Origin of the sequence: Stenotrophomonas sp. BIO128-Bstrain (genome assembly GCF_030128875.1) — a bacterium.
Taxonomy (GTDB): Bacteria; Pseudomonadota; Gammaproteobacteria; order Xanthomonadales; family Xanthomonadaceae; genus Stenotrophomonas; species Stenotrophomonas bentonitica_A.
Map to the genome: position 1 here is coordinate 3375201 of NZ_CP124620.1, position 14891 is coordinate 3390091.

The 14891-nt window shown below is 66.6% G+C and carries 10 protein-coding genes; 3 read left to right on the forward strand and 7 right to left on the reverse strand.

The features are described 5' to 3' along the window. On the reverse strand, positions 1–384 hold the full coding sequence (locus POS15_RS15430) for a DUF4398 domain-containing protein (RefSeq protein ID WP_037553012.1): 384 nt from the start codon (positions 382–384) through the stop codon (positions 1–3). Between the two features lie 97 nt (positions 385–481). Here POS15_RS15430 and POS15_RS15435 point away from each other — a divergent pair, with 97 nt between their 5' ends. After that, positions 482–1609, forward strand: coding sequence for a PilT/PilU family type 4a pilus ATPase (locus tag POS15_RS15435; protein WP_046273783.1), 1128 nt, complete (start codon positions 482–484; stop codon positions 1607–1609). A gap of 95 nt (positions 1610–1704) precedes the next feature. On the opposite strand, the gene maiA is transcribed toward POS15_RS15435, so the two are convergent. Both maiA and POS15_RS15445 read right to left on the reverse strand, forming a co-directional pair. Next, positions 1705–2358: a maleylacetoacetate isomerase gene (gene maiA / locus POS15_RS15440; protein ID WP_284128422.1), complete on the reverse strand. Its 654-nt coding sequence runs from the start codon at positions 2356–2358 to the stop codon at positions 1705–1707. 20 nt (positions 2359–2378) lie between these two features. Then, entirely contained in the window at positions 2379–3368 is a 990-nt protein-coding gene (locus POS15_RS15445) for a fumarylacetoacetate hydrolase family protein (RefSeq protein ID WP_284128423.1), read from the reverse strand. 444 nt (positions 3369–3812) lie between these two features. Between POS15_RS15445 and POS15_RS15450 the strand changes: the two genes are divergently transcribed. Continuing rightward, a complete protein-coding gene (locus POS15_RS15450) occupies positions 3813–5201 on the forward strand; it encodes a DEAD/DEAH box helicase (RefSeq protein ID WP_070426556.1) in 1389 nt (462 codons plus the stop codon). Positions 5202–5341: 140 nt separating this feature from the next. On the opposite strand, the gene POS15_RS15455 is transcribed toward POS15_RS15450, so the two are convergent. From POS15_RS15455 to POS15_RS15470, 4 genes are all read right to left on the reverse strand, one after another. After that, on the reverse strand, positions 5342–7645 hold the full coding sequence (locus tag POS15_RS15455) for a TonB-dependent hemoglobin/transferrin/lactoferrin family receptor (protein ID WP_284128424.1): 2304 nt from the start codon (positions 7643–7645) through the stop codon (positions 5342–5344). A gap of 174 nt (positions 7646–7819) precedes the next feature. Beyond that, positions 7820–8671, reverse strand: coding sequence for an EF-hand domain-containing protein (locus POS15_RS15460; RefSeq protein ID WP_284128425.1), 852 nt, complete (start codon positions 8669–8671; stop codon positions 7820–7822). A gap of 288 nt (positions 8672–8959) precedes the next feature. Next, positions 8960–11524, reverse strand: coding sequence for a M14 family zinc carboxypeptidase (locus POS15_RS15465; protein WP_284128426.1), 2565 nt, complete (start codon positions 11522–11524; stop codon positions 8960–8962). A gap of 124 nt (positions 11525–11648) precedes the next feature. Continuing rightward, complete coding sequence (locus POS15_RS15470) at positions 11649–14294, reverse strand: TonB-dependent receptor (RefSeq protein WP_284129657.1); 2646 nt, start codon at positions 14292–14294, stop codon at positions 11649–11651. 188 nt (positions 14295–14482) lie between these two features. Between POS15_RS15470 and queD the strand changes: the two genes are divergently transcribed. Further along, a complete protein-coding gene (gene queD / locus POS15_RS15475; protein WP_046273820.1) occupies positions 14483–14836 on the forward strand; it encodes a 6-carboxytetrahydropterin synthase QueD in 354 nt (117 codons plus the stop codon). Positions 14837–14891 lie beyond the last annotated feature (55 nt).

The window sequence follows — 14891 nt, forward strand, 5'->3', positions numbered from 1 at the left end:
TCAGCGGTCTTCCCCGGTGGCGAGCTGGCGCTGCAGCTGGGTGACTTCATTGCGGCGCAGCTGCAGCTGGGCCGTAGCGGTGGCTTCCTCGCTGCGGGCGCGGGCCAGGTCGGCGTCGACCGTGGCGCGAACGGCCAGCATCGGCGCGTTCTTGCGCTCGCGGCGGTCACCGGCGGCGCGCTGGGCCTGCTCCAGGCCCTGCCGGGCCACGGCGATCAGGTCCGGGGCGTACTGGTCGGCATCGGCCTGGGTGGCCTTGTCGACCGCCTGCCGGGCCTGCATCAGTTCCAGCGCGCCATCCTGCGCCTGTGCGGCACCAGAGAGCGCGAATGCGCACACCGTCACATACAGGGCCCGTCGTATTTGTGCGAAGCTAGGTTTCATTGGGGGTGCCGTCGCCAGAGTTGTGTGCGCGGCCATTGTCGGAAGCCTGCGGTGCGCTTGCAATGGCAAGCCGCTGATTGTTGGGGAAACATTTCGCATGGATATCGGCTATTTCCTGAAGCTGATGACCGAAAAGAACGCGTCGGACATGTTCTTGACGACCGGAGCACCGGTATACATCAAGATCGAGGGGAAACTCTATCCGCTGGGCAATACCGGGTTGCCGCCCGGGATGGTCAAGAAGATCGCCTACTCGCTGATGGATGAGGGCCAGGCCCCGCAGTTCGAGCGCGAGCTCGAGCTCAACATGGCCATTGCCCTGCCCGACGCCGGGCGCTTCCGCGTCAACGTGTTCAAGCAGCGCGGCGAGGTCGGCATGGTGATCCGCGCGATCCGCAGCAAGATCCCCAGCATCGAAGAACTCAACCTGCCCCAGGTCCTGAAGGACGTCATCATGACCCCGCGCGGGCTGGTGCTGGTGGTCGGCTCGACCGGCTCGGGCAAGTCGACCTCGCTGGCCTCGATGATCGACCACCGCAACAGCACCACGACCGGGCACATCCTCACCATCGAGGATCCGATCGAGTACCTGCACAAACACAAGATGTCGATCGTGAACCAGCGCGAGGTCGGGCTGGACACGCACACCTTCCACGACGCGTTGAAGAACGCGATGCGTGAAGCGCCCGACGTGATCCTGATCGGCGAGATCCTGGATGCGGAAACCATGGAGGCCGCCATCGCCTTCGCTGAAACCGGGCACCTGTGCCTGGCCACCCTGCACTCCAACAACGCCGACCAGACCATCGAGCGCATCCTCAACTTCTTCCCCGAGAGCGCGCACCGCAACGTGCTGATGAACCTCTCGCTGAACCTGCGTGCGGTCGTCTCCCAGCGCCTGGTCAAGGGCAAGGACGGGCGCCGCCTGCCGGCCACCGAAGTGCTGATCAACACGCCGATGATCCGCGACCTGCTGCGCCGCGGCCAGGTGCACGAGATCAAGGCGGCGATGGAGGCCTCGCTGGAAGAAGGCATGGAGAGCTTCGACCAGTGCCTGTTCCGGATGGCCAAGAACGGCATCATCGAGCAGGAGGAGGCGCTGCGCGCGGCCGACTCGCGCGATGGCCTGGCGTTGAAATTCCGGCTGTCCGAAGGCGGCAGCGAACACGATCCGTACGCAGATTACTCGGCTGCCTCCGCACCGGCGATCACGCACGGGTTCTAGCGGTTCCCCACCGTTGGTGGGGGCATCTGACACGGCGCATCGACCAACGGTCGATGCCTACCCGTCTCCCCGCGTCGATCTGTCGATGCCCACCGTCATCCTGCGTCGATCTGATGCTCGGGCCTGGCTGCATCGAATGCCGGCAGGGCCAGGCACGCGGCTTCGATCCGCTGCAGCGTCGGGTACGGCGCCAGATCCAGCCCGAACCGGTGCGCGTTGTACAGCTGCGGCACCAGGCAGGCATCGGCCAGGCCGGGCTGGTCGCCCTGGCAGAACGTGCCCGTCCTGGCATCGCCGGCCAACAGCGTTTCCATCGCCGCGAACCCCTCCGCCATCCAGTGCAGCGTCCACTGGGTGCGTGCCTCGGCGCCGGCCTGCAGCGTGCGCTCCAGATACTGCATCACCCGCAGGTTGTTGAGCGGGTGGATGTCGCAGGCCACCAGCTGCGCCAGCGCACGCACCCGTGCCCTGCCCTCCGCATCGGCGGGCAGCAACGGCGGGGCCGGGAACACCTCGTCCAGATACTCCAGGATCGCCATCGACTGCTGCAGCACGCGCTCGCCATGGCGCAGGGTCGGCACCAGCTCCTGCGGGTTGAGCGCGGCATAGGCCGCGCCGTGCTGCTCGCCCCCCTCGCGGACCAGGTGCACCGGGGTGATCCGGTGCGGCAGGCCCTTGAGATTCAGCCCGATGCGCACGCGGTAGGCTGCGCTGGAGCGCCAGTAACTGAACAGCTCGATCGGTTCCATGGCGGTCTCCCGGCCGTTGCTCAGGGCTTGGCCGCCTGCTCGATGCGCTGTTCGATCGCACCGAAGATGCTCTCGCCGGCCGCATCGAACATCTCGATCCGCACCACATCGCCGAAGGACATGAACGGCGTGCTCGGCTTGCCATCGCGCAGGGTTTCCACGGTGCGCTGTTCGGCGAAGCAGGACGCACCCTTGCTGGTGTCCTCGTTGGCGATGGTGCCCGAGCCGACGATCGCACCGGCGCCCAGCGGACGGGTCTTGGCGGCGTGCGCGACCAGCTGGGCGAAGTTGAACTGCATGTCCACGCCGGCTTCCGGCGCGCCGAACCATTCCCCATTGATATGGGTGGCCAGCGGCAGGTGGACCTTGCTGTCCTGCCAGGCGTCACCCAGCTCATCGGGGGTGACGAACACCGGTGACAGCGCCGAGCGCGGCTTGGACTGCAGGAAACCGAAGCCCTTGGCCAGCTCGCCCGGGATCAGGTTGCGCAGCGAGACATCGTTGACCAGGCCGATCAGCTGGATATGGCCGGCAGCCTGCTCCGGCGTCACCGCCATGGGCACGTCGTCGGTGATCACCACCAGCTCGGCTTCCAGATCGATGCCGTACTCCTCGCTGACCACCTTGACCGCGTCGCGCGGGCCGTAAAAACCGGCACTGGTGGCCTGGTACATCAGCGGGTCGGTGTAGAAGCTCTCCGGCACTTCGGCGCCACGGGCGCGGCGCACGCGGGCCACGTGCGGCAGGTAGGCGCTGCCATCGACGAATTCATAGGCACGCGGCAGCGGCGCGGCCAGCGCCTGCAGGTCGATGTCGAACACGCCGTCGGCGTCGCCATCGTTCAGCGATTCGTACAGGGCATTCAGGCGCGGGGCCAGGTGGCTCCAGTCTTCCAGGGCCTGCTGCAGGGTCGCGGCGATGCCGGTGGCGCGTACGCCCTGGCGCAGGTCGCGCGAGACCACGATCAGGGTGCCGTCGCGGCCGCCTTCCTTCAAAGAACCAAGCTTCATGGGTGGGTATCCGGGATCGCGAAAATAGGTTTCAAGTGTAATCAAATGCTTGGCGGGCCGACCAGCTGCACCGCCGCATCGCCTTACCGTAATGCATTGCCTACGCGCAGGAGCAGCCCCGCATGGCGTGGCTCGACCGTTCCGCCCTCCTCCTCCCAAGCTGAACAGGGGAGTTTGGTATGGGTCTCAAACATCCGTTAGACTATCCGGGTCTGCAGCGGCCGTCCGTTTCCCTTCGGGATCGCCGGCGATATGGATCAACGATCCGTCGCCCGCCCCCACTCCGACGCCATTCGTCATGCATTCCAGTCTTCGCACCGCGTCGACTGCACCCAATTCTCGCAGCGCGGTTCACGGGAACGCTCCGAGTCAGCCGATCACATTGATCTGCCTCGCGTCCGGCCATTCGGCCTGGCGTTACTTTGTCTTTGGAGCTTCCACCCGATGTCTTTTGAATCCTTGGGCCTTGCCCCGTTCCTGCTGCGCGCGTTGACCGAGCAGGGCTACGATACCCCCACGCCGATCCAGGAGCAGGCCATCCCGCTCGCCCTGGAAGGTCGCGACCTGCTGGCCGGCGCACAGACCGGTACCGGCAAGACCGCCGCCTTCGGCCTGCCGCTGCTGCAGCACCTGGGTACCAACCCGCAGGCCGTCAATGGCCCGCGCAAGCCGCGTGCACTGGTGCTCGCCCCCACCCGCGAACTGGCCACCCAGGTGCATGACAGCCTGCGCGGCTACAGCAAGTACCTGCGTATCCCGAGCGCCTGCATCTACGGCGGCGTCGGCATGGGCAACCAGTTCGACGTGCTGCGCCGTGGCGTGGACCTGCTGGTCGCCTGCCCGGGCCGCCTGATCGATCACATCGAGCGTCGCAGCGTCGACCTGTCCGGCATCGAAATCCTGGTCCTGGACGAAGCCGACCGCATGCTCGACATGGGCTTCCTGCCGTCGATCAAGAAGATCCTCGCCAAGCTGCCGCGCCAGAACCGCCAGACCCTGCTGTTCTCGGCCACCTTCGAAGAGAGCATCAAGCAGCTGGCCCTGGAGTTCATGCGCGATCCGGCGCAGATCCAGGTGACCCCGAAGAACACCGTTGCCGAGACCATCACCCACCGCGTGCATCCGGTCGATGGCGCGCGCAAGCGCGAACTGCTGCTGCACCTGCTGGCGCAGGACAGCCGTGAGCAGACCCTGGTGTTCGGCCGTACCAAGCATGGCTGCGACAAGCTGGCGATGTTCCTGGACAAGTCCGGCATCAAGACCGCGGCGATCCATGGCAACAAGAGCCAGGGCCAGCGCCTGCGTGCCCTGGGTGACTTCAAGGCCGGCCGCGTGACCGTGCTGGTGGCCACCGACATCGCCGCACGCGGTATCGACATCAACGAACTGCCGAAGGTCATCAACTACGACCTGCCGATGGTGGCCGAGGATTACGTGCACCGCATCGGCCGTACCGGCCGTAACGGTTCGACCGGCCAGGCGATTTCGCTGGTGGCCCAGGACGAAGCCAAGCTGCTGCGCCAGATCGTGCGCCTGCTCGACAAGGACATGGACATCCGCGACGTGCCGGGCTTCGAGCCGCAGACCCCGATCCGCTGGGGCAACAGTGCGCCGGGCAAGGCCGAAGTGCCGGGTGGCGATCGTTCGCCGCGCAAGCATGCGCGTCGTCCGCACAGCGAGGCCCCGCGCCACGCCCATGCCGGCCCGAAGAAGGCCGGTGGCGGCCAGCGTGATGGCGCCGGTCGCGGTGCACCGCGCGGTGGCCAGCCGCAGGGCCAGCGCCGTGGCGGTGCCGGTCGCAGCCAGGGTGGCGGCGGCGGTCGCGCCAGCTGATTCCTACGGGCATCGCTGAAACGCAAAAAGGGCGACGCATCTGCGTCGCCCTTTTTTTTGTGTGTCTCGGGAGCCGGCCAGCGGCCGGCACTACCGGCCCGGTCGTTGGCGCCTGTCCGGCAGTGGCTCGGCGCCCCGACTCAGAAACTGTAGGCCACCGTGATCCGCGCATTGCGGCCGGGCTCGCTGTAGCGGCCGATGCCCTCATCGTTGACGTAGCCGTACAGCGTGTTGGTGCCCTTGTTGATGTTGCGCACGCGCTGCCAGAGGTAGTACTCCTCATTGGTCAGGTTGTAGATACCGGCGCTGAGCTTCCACTGCGGGGTGACGTTCCAGGTGCCGTACAGATCCAGCACGGTGTAGCCATCGGCCTTGTCGACGAAGGCGGGCGTGATGACCTTGCCGGTGGCGTCGGTGGTGTAGGCGTCCTTCGCTTTCTTGGCCACGGCGTGGGTCACGCTGGCGGTGAGGTTCCACACCGGCGACGGCGCGTAGCGCACGCCCAGTACCGCACTGGCCGGCACGATGCTCTCCAGCGGGTCGCCGTTGCGCTTCTCGCCTTCGCTGTAGGAGGCCGCCAGGCGCGAGGACCAGGCGTCGCTGATCTGCCAGCGCCCTTCCAGCTCCACGCCCTTCACCGTCACTTCGCCCGCGTTGGTCGGCATCGTGTAGTTGCGCGAATACAGCACCGGGCCGGTGGCGGTGGTGCGGAAGCCGCCGGGTACCGACTGGACCAGGTTGGTGTACTCGATGAAGTTCTCGTAGCGGTCGCGGAACACCGACAGGCCCAGCTGCGCGCGATCGGTGCTCCAGCGGTAGCCGAACTCCAGATTCAGGCTCTTCTCCGCCTCCAGGTCCGGGTTGGAGACGGTGTCGTTGAGCAGCAGCGGCTGGCCGTTCTGCGCGTTGATGACCTGGGTGGCGCTGGTCGGCGAATACATGTCCGCCACGGTCGGTGCGCGGAAGCCACGCCCCACCTGCGCCCACAGCGCGTGATCGGGCAGGAAGCGGTACTCGGCGCCCAGCTGCCAGCTCGGCGAAGCGAAGCTCACATCGCGCACGGTGCCGGTGCGGTCCACGAAGGTGGCATCCACCTGCGGTGAGTAATCGTAACGGTCGTAGCGCGCACCGGCGCTGAGCGTCAGCCGTTCGTCCAGCAGCTGCACGCTGTCGCGCAGGTACAGGTTCCAGGCGGTCACGTCGGTCTTGGGCACCTGCCGCGGGTCGATCTCCACCGAGGCGACCGCGCCGGCCGCGTTCCAGCGCGTATCAACCGCAGTGAAATCGATGTCGCGCTGCTGCCAGGCCAGGCCGTAGACCACGTCATGGCGCGCGCCGGCAGTGGCGAAGACCTTGCTGAAGTCGGCCGCGGCGCGGTCCAGGGTCTGCTTGGTCGAGCGGTTCTCGCTGCGCAGGCATGGCGTCGTGCCGCCGGGGCAGCCGCTGCCGGCCACGATGGTGGTGATGCCACGGCTGTCGGTGACCTGGCGGTCCAGCTGTGCATCCAGCGTATCGAACAGCGCGTTGTCAGCGCGCCACTGGTAGTTCACCCCGTAGCGGTCACGGTCGTTGGTGTCATGACCTTTGCGCGACAGGTAACCCGGCGCGTAGACGCGCGAGAGGTTGTCCACGTCGTTGGTGGCGCGGCCACGCTCGTAGAGGAAGCCCAGCGTGTTGGCCTCGTCGAGCTGCAGGTCGAACTTGCCCAGCAGATTGTCGCGGGTGCTGTCCACCGGATCCGGCGTGCGGCGACCGACCCCGATGCGGTCGTTGGTGGTGTCATACCACGACTCGGATTCATGGCCTTCGCGGCGGGTGTAGACCAGCATCGATTCGACGATGCCGGTACGGTTGGCAAAGGTCAGCGTGCCCATGGTTTCGTCATTGGCACCGGAGTACCCCGCCTTGAACCCAAGGTGGGTATCGTTGCCGGTACGCGTGAGGTAGTCGGCCGGGTCCTTGGTGGTGAACACCACCGCACCCCCCAGCGCACCGCTGCCGGCGCTGATCGAGTCGGCGCCCTTGATCACGGCCAGGCTTTTGAGGGTATCGATGTCCACATCGCCGCGGCCACCGCGAAAGAACTCGTAGGAACGCGCGGTTTCCACCGATTCGCCCAGGCTCAGACCATCGACGGTGATCGCGACGCGGTCGCTTTCCAGGCCGCGGATATTGAAGCCGTTGTCGCCGAATCGGCCCATGTCCACGATGCTGACACCGGGGATGTAGCGGATCGCTTCTTCCATCGTGTTGGCCATCTCGTTGTCGAGATCGGCCGCGGTAAGGACGGTGACGTTCTGGTTGGTCGAACGGGTTTTCTTGGCGCGCTCGGCCTGCACGCGCACGGTATCGAGCGTGCTGGCATCGGCAGCGGTTTCAGCATGCACGGTGACGGACAGGCTGGCGCCAACCGCCAGCGCCAGCAGGGTGAGGGACGACTTCATGATCAAGCTCCGCAGGAGGGGAAAGAAATGGCGTGAGGCCGCGGTGGCGGCGGGCCGTTCCTGGCTGCGGCGATCGGTGGATCGAGCGGGGCTGGGGGGCAAGGGCGCGCAGGGGGCGCGCGCCGGGTTCATCCGTGGGTGCAGGCGTGCGACGTGCAGGGCACGTCCAGGCCGCTAGCGGTTGCCGTTGGCCGAATGCGCGCCGGCGACCGGCTCGGGATCGCGTGCATCGACGACGCCGTCGCCATTGCTGTCGGCGCGGTCGAACATGCGCTTGCCCGAGAGCTGGTACTCGGCAAAGGTCATGCGGCCATCGGTGTCCTTGTCCAGCGAGGCGAAGCGCACGCGGGCCTGGCGCGCGGCATCGGCACGGACACGCTGGCGCTGCTGCTCCAGGCGGCCGCTGAACTCGGCGGTGTATTCGGCCAGCGACAGCGTACCGTTGCCGTCGGCATCGGTGGCGGCGAAGCCCGCGGCACGCACTGCGTCGAACTCGTCGCGATCCACCGCGCCATCCTGGTTGCGGTCGTACAGCTCCAGCATGCCGTTGGCGGTGTGCGAGGTCGGCATCTTCAGCGGATCGCGCGAAGACGCCGCGGCCGTCTCCTGCGTGGCGTTCTGCGAGGCCTCGTAGCCGGCCCAGGTGCGTTCGCCGGCGGCATCGTACTCGGCGCGGCTGATCGCCCCGTTCCCGTCGCGATCCAGTGCCTTGAAACGGGTGTCGGTCTGGCGCAGGTGGCCAGCGCGCGCGTCGGCCAGGCGCACATCGAAGCGCTGCAGGTACTCATCGACGTATTCCTGTTCGTCGACGTGGCCGTCCTGGTTGCGGTCGGTGTCGGTGTAACGCTGCTTGCGGAAGGCCTCGAACTGGGCCCAGCTGACGCTGTCGGTCCCTTCGGTGGCGAACTGCGCCAGGAAGGCAGCCGCGGTCGGGGACACAGGGGTGGCCTTGGTGGCCGGTTGTGCATGGGCGGCCGGCGCCAGCACCAGTGCCAGCAGGGCCGCGGTGAGCGGGACGATCTTCATGGTGGTTCCCCTGGAGAAAGGACGGTTACGGTTCGACAACGTGGACGCGCAGCGATCAGGCGGGCGGCTTCTCGCGGAAACAGCCGGGCGATCCCGGCGGGCGCCATCCTATTCTTATTGCGAATGATTCGCAATACGGAATTTTCACATGGGGTGTGATGGGTGTCCAGCAACCGAAAACAGCCGACGTTGGTCGGCTGTGTCGGACACATAGCGGGGGAGGCCGGCGTGTCACCCCGGGTGTGGTCGGGAGCCGGCCAGCGGCCGGCACTACCGCTGCCGAAGGCGTCAGCCGCGCGGCTTGGTCGGGTTGAGCTGGTTGCCGAAGAAGATCGCGTTCAACAGCAGGCGCTCGGTGCCGTGCCAGTACTTGCGATGCGCCGGGTCATCGGCGAACAGCACCACGTTGCCCTGCCCCTGCGGCGAGACCAGCAGCCAGGCCGCACCAGCGACGCGGCTGCGGTTGCGCTCGGACAGATACCCGTTGACCTTGGGCGCTTCGTCGATGCGTACCACCGTGGAGAACGGGTTGCGGCTGGGCTGGAAGCTCAGGCCGTTTTCCTTGTTCACCGCCAGCTGCCGGCGCGGCACGCCGAAGCCCAGCGGATGCGTGGTGTCCACGTCGGCGCTGAGGATGTTGCCGCTCACGCGTTCGATCGCGGCGATGTCGCGCTGATCGCCAAAGGCGCGTCGTGCCGCCTCCGGTTCCTTCTCCTCCGGCCCCAGCACTTCGTCGCTGAGCTTCTGCTCGATTGCCCAGCGCGCGGCGGTGCCATAGGTGATCAACGTGCCGCCAGCATTGATCCAGCGCTTGAGCGCGGCCACGGCGGTGGCATCGACGCCACCGTAGGTGCCCCCGGCCAGGACAATGGTGGTGTAGCGATCCAGAGCGACCTTGCCGAGCTGGGCCGGATCGATCTTGCTGGCCGGCAGTTGCAGATGCTGATCAAGCAGGAACCAGGCCGAGCCGATCTCGGTTGCACTCACGCCCTCGCCCATCACCAGCGCGACCGCCGGCTTGCGCAGTGCCTTGACACTGTCGCTGCCCAGATCGATACCCCCACGGCTCTGCCCACTGGACAGCGCCTGGATATGCACGCCACTGCTGCGTGCCGCGGCGTCGACCGCCGCGAGCAGTTCGGCACCGGCCAGCGGCTGGCCCGCCACCGGCACCACCACGCTGCCGTAGCCGAACGACTGCTCGCCCTGCGCGGTGGCTGCCGTGAACGGCTGGAACGCGGCGCGGGTCAGCAGGCCCTTGGCCTGCAGCGCGTACAGCGCGCGGCTGGCGTTGTAATCGCGCCAGTCAAACACGTAGGCATAGCCCGCCTCGCCACCGACCACTCTACCGTTCGCGTCCGGCACGCTGGCCACGCGCTCGCCACCGGCAATCCGGCTGCGGCTGGCGGCGAATGCGACGCCGTAGGCTGGTGCGATCGCATAGGAGGTGCTGCCGTAGAACACATCGCCCTTGATCGGCGGGGTGTCGGCGAAGATCGAATGGACGAGGCGGAACTGCGGCTGCGCGGCCTGGACCACGTAGGCACTGCCCGGCTCGAAGCGTTGGCCGTCCACCGTCACCGGGGCGCTCAATGCCTGCACGGTGATCTGGTGCTGCAGCAGCAGATCCAGCAGGCGCCGGGTCAGGCCCGGATCGCCCGCGTCGCCGAACACGAACGACTTCACCGGCTGATGGTTGGCCTGCTTCAGGGCCGACTGGAAGAAATCCTTCTGCAGCTTCAGCAGCCCGTCGCGCTCGGTGACCGCGCCGCGCACGGTGCCCAGGCCAGTGGCCACCTGGTTGCGGATGGTGAAGCCGAAGGTCAGCAGGCCGTTGACCGATTCCTGCACGCGGCCTCGCGAGCTGGCCTGCTCCACGGTCACCCCCACCGCACCGTGGAAGTCCGGGTAGGTCGAGCCATAGACCGGCGAGAAGTTATCGAAGTTCTCCCCGGTGTAGTACAGCGAGCCCAGCGCATCCAGCGACTGTGCGTGGTACTTGGCCAGGGTCTTGTTGAACGCATACGACGACGCCGGGATGAGCGGGCTGTGCATGCTGGCCGGCGACGGTTCGAAGTAGTAGGTGCTGTCCTTGCCCATCTCGTGGAAATCGATCTGGACGTTGGGATACCACTGGTGGAAGTACGCGATCTTCGGCCGCGTGTCCTGCTGGGTCAGCGCCAGCCAGTCGCGGTTGAGGTCGGTGAAGTAGTGATTGGTGCGGCCCTGCGGGAACGGTTCGACATGTTCCTTGTCGGCCGGGTCGGCCGAGGCCGGCGAGGACGCATACGCATTGTGCCAGCTCGCCGCGCGGTCACGCCCGTCCGGGTTCTGCGCCGGATCGAACAGCACCACCGCGTGCTGCAGCCACTGCGCGGTTTCCACACTGCGGTTGGCGACCAGGTAGTAGGCGGTGAGCATCGCTGCTTCACCGCTGGAGGTTTCATTGCCGTGCACGCTGTAGCCCAGCCACACCACCACCGGGCTGCTGCCGGCGGCCGAGAGCGGCTGCGCCGGATCGGCCAGGGTGACGTGCTGGCGCCGCAGCGCCTCCAGGTTCTGCAGATTCTGTGCCGAGGTCACCGTGGCGATCAGCAGCGGGCGGCCCTCGTAACTGCGCCCGATCTCTTCGACCTTGATCTTGTCGGAGTGTTTGGCCAGTTCGTTGAAATACGCCACCAGCTGATCGTGCCGCGTGTAGCGGCTGCCGATCTCATAGCCGAGGAACTGCTGCGGGGTGGGAATGGACGGATCGAACTCGCCGCCCTGCGGGAAGAAGTACGCGCTCTGCGCGAACGCTGGCGCGGCCAGCAACCACAACGCGCCCACCAGCCAGGTGATGGGACGTGACACGACACGATGCAAAGACACAGCAGTTCCCCATGAAGCGGGCCGGCATCTCCGCCGGCCCCGTTGGATGCGCACGCTCCGGTGCAGCCAGGTGCCGGGCCGGCGCGAAGGCGACCGGCCCGCAGGTTCAGAAGCGGTAGTCGAAGCCGACCGTGAAGTAGCGGCCGCGCAGGTCGTACTGACTGAAGTCGTACGGCGCGCGGATACCCGGGAACGAGGCGTCGTACGGCGGTTCCTCATCGGCCAGGTTCTGGATCTTCGCGTACAGGGTCAGCTTGTCGATGCCGGTGTAGCCCAGGTACAGGTCGAACTGGTTGTAGCCATCCACGCGGTCCTGCACGGCGGTGGCCGCGGCGCTGGCCTTCTGGTCGTAGCCGCTGGTGTAGTACCAGGTCAGCGCGGTGCGGAAATCGCCATAGCTCCAGTCGAAGGTGGTGGTCGCCTTGTTCTTGGGCAGGGTGGCGCCGAGGTTGCTGCCGGCGTAATCCACCAGCGGACCACCGACCACGGTGGGGCGGCTGTAGTCGCGCACGTGGGTGAAGGCGGTGCTCAGGCCGAAGTCGCCGGCACGCTCGGTCGGGAAGCGCTGGCGCAGTTCGACATCGAAGCCGGAGGTCTTCAGCTCGCTCAGGTTCTGATAGCGGTTGTAGACCGCCAGCAGCTTGCCGCGCTCATCGCGCAGCACCGCACCGGGTACGTCGTCGGTGACCAGGGTCTGGGTGTTGTTGGTGCCCACCAGGTTCTCCAGCTCGATGCGGTAGTAGTCCACGCTCAGGCTGGTGTTGGACCACGGCGAGAGCACGATGCCGGCGTTGAAGCTCTTGGTGCGCTCGGGCTTGAGGTCGTTGTTGCCCACGGTGAAGAAGGTCGGGTTCTGCCGCGAGCCCGGCACATCCGGATCGCGCGGATCGATCACGCTGCCGTAGGCGATGCTGGTGCTGTTGGAATTCTCCGACAGCGACGGCGCACGGAAGCCCTTGGAGGCGGCCGCGCGCACCAGCAGGATGTCCCACGGCTGCCAGCGCAGGCTCAGCTTGGGCGAGAAGGCATCGCCAAAATCGCTGTAGTGATCGGCGCGCGCAGCGGCCTGCAGCTCCAGGCGCTCGGCCAGCGGCACGTTCACTTCGGCATAGGCCGCGGTCACCTTGCGCTCACCGTGCACCTCGGCGATCGCCGGGCGGATCTGCAGGCCCGCATCGATCTGCCAGGGGTTGTTGGAATCGAGTTTCTCGCGGCGCCACTCGGCACCGGCGGCAAAGCCGATCTCGCCGGCCCAGGTGTGGCCGATCGCACCGGAGATCTTGGCATCCACGCCCTGCAGCACCGACTCGGCCGGGCGCAGCGTGCTGATGTTGATCGCGTTGAGCACGTCCTGCGGGGTGGCCGCGGGATTGAGCAGGTTGTAGCTGCCGGTGGCCAGCGCATCGGCCAGCGCATAGCGGTTGGCGAAGCCACCGGAGACGGTCTCGCGCTCACTGCTGCGCGCACCGAATGCACCCACTTCCCAGTCCCAGTTCTGCAGACTGCCGCGCAGCCCGACCAGGCCGCGGTAAGCCTGCGAGCGGTTGGTCTTGATGGTCGCGCCGAGGTTGAAGAAGGTGTACTCGATCGGTACGGCGCGGCCGTAGGGGTTGTACGGGCTGCTCGCCGGCAGATTGGAGGAGACCGGCTCGGCCAGCCCGGTATCGGCGTTGAGCGCGAAGCGGCCGCTTTCCAGGGTGAAGAACGGGCTGCTGCCGAACCAGGAGACGCCCTTGATCTCGCTGTAGAGCACTTCACCGAAGGCTTCGACGTTGTCGTTCACCCGGAAGGTGCCGTTGACGTAGGCCTGGTAACGCTTGGTCGAGGGGATCAGCGTGGTGTACGGCGCCTGGTTGAAGCCGCAGGTGTTGCCGGCCAGGCCATCGATCGGCGCGCTGGCGACCAGGGTGGTGCCCTCCGGGCAGTTGCCGTTGGCATCGAGCATCGGCACCGAGGTGCCGTTGACCAGATACCGCGCGCCCTTGGCCGACCAGCCGTTCCAGCGGCCGCCGGGCTTGTCGGTGTAGATGCCCGACTTGGTCAGGTCGCGCTGGTCCTGGTCCAGGCGCTCGCGGTTGTAGCCTTCCAGGCTGACCAGGATGTTGTAGCCATCCGTGTCCAGATCACCGATGCCGCCGATGAACTTCAGGTTCTGCTCGTCCAGCCCGCCCTGGTCGGCGGTGCCGAGGCTGCCACCGAGTTCGGCGCCTTCGAAATTCTGCCGGGTGATGATGTTGACCACGCCGGCCACCGCATCGGAGCCGTACACGGCCGACGCGCCGTCCTTGAGCACTTCGATGCGCTCCACGGCGACCAGCGGCAGCGCGTTGAGGTTGACGAAGGTGTCCGACAGGCCGCCGGCCGGGAAGCCGTAGTTGGCCAGGCGACGGCCGTTGAGCAGCACCAGCGTGTTCTTCTGCGACAGGCCGCGCAGGCCGATGCCGGCCGAACCGGAGGCCCAGCCGTTGTTGGTGGTCTCGTTGTTGGCGTTGCCGGTGTTGGCCGAGATCGAGCGCAGCAGGTCGGCGACGGTGGCCTTGCCGGTCTCCTCCAACTGCTGGCGCTCGATCACCTGCACCGGGTTGGCCGACTCGGTATCGGTGCGCTTGATGTTGGACCCGGTGACCCGCACGGCGGCGAGGGTCTTGCTGTCGCCGGCGGCGGCGGCATCGGGGGCGGCGTCGGCGAACGCGGTCAAAGGCGTTGCCAGAGCGACGGACAACGCCGCTACAAGAAGAGTGGGCTTGGGCATGAACTTCAGTGGGGTGGTGGACGACAAGTTCCGCAGTAGTCCATGTCTGGCTGAACCACGGCCAATAACATCTCTTCATACGGATATAAGAGAAACTAACATCTCTTCATCCGGATGGAAATGTTTTCGTTAGCAACAATTAACGGCCTGGCGCTGCCGCGCCCCCGGGCCACCGCTACAATGCGGCCATGGAAATCTTCAAAGTCTTTACCCTCGAGGCCGCTCACCACCTCCCCAATGTGCCGCCGGGCCACAAGTGCGCGCGCCTGCACGGCCACTCGTTTCGGGTGGAACTGAAAGTGGAGGGCGAGCCAGGTGAGCAGACCGGCTGGATCATGGATTTCGGCGACGTCAAAGCCGCCTTCCAGCCGATCTATGACCGCCTGGACCACCACTACCTCAATGACATCCCCGGCCTGGAGAACCCGACCAGCGAGCGGCTGGCGGTCTGGATCTGGAACGAACTCAAGCCGGCCCTGCCCGAGCTGAGCGAAGTCACCGTGCACGAAACCTGCACCTCCGGCTGCCGCTATCGCGGTTGACCCGGAAGCGCAACCCATTGATTGGAAACCGGTTTAACCAAAACCGGACCACAAC

Coding starts and splice junctions, on each gene's coding strand:
- POS15_RS15450 (WP_070426556.1), top strand. CDS start 3,813: ATGTCTTTTGAATCCTTGGGCCTTGCCCCGTTCCTGCTGCGCGCGTTG.
- POS15_RS15435 (WP_046273783.1), top strand. CDS start 482: ATGGATATCGGCTATTTCCTGAAGCTGATGACCGAAAAGAACGCGTCG.
- POS15_RS15460 (WP_284128425.1), bottom strand. CDS start 8,671: ATGAAGATCGTCCCGCTCACCGCGGCCCTGCTGGCACTGGTGCTGGCG.
- queD (WP_046273820.1), top strand. CDS start 14,483: ATGGAAATCTTCAAAGTCTTTACCCTCGAGGCCGCTCACCACCTCCCC.
- POS15_RS15430 (WP_037553012.1), bottom strand. CDS start 384: ATGAAACCTAGCTTCGCACAAATACGACGGGCCCTGTATGTGACGGTG.
- maiA (WP_284128422.1), bottom strand. CDS start 2,358: ATGGAACCGATCGAGCTGTTCAGTTACTGGCGCTCCAGCGCAGCCTAC.
- POS15_RS15455 (WP_284128424.1), bottom strand. CDS start 7,645: ATGAAGTCGTCCCTCACCCTGCTGGCGCTGGCGGTTGGCGCCAGCCTG.
- POS15_RS15470 (WP_284129657.1), bottom strand. CDS start 14,294: ATGCCCAAGCCCACTCTTCTTGTAGCGGCGTTGTCCGTCGCTCTGGCA.
- POS15_RS15445 (WP_284128423.1), bottom strand. CDS start 3,368: ATGAAGCTTGGTTCTTTGAAGGAAGGCGGCCGCGACGGCACCCTGATC.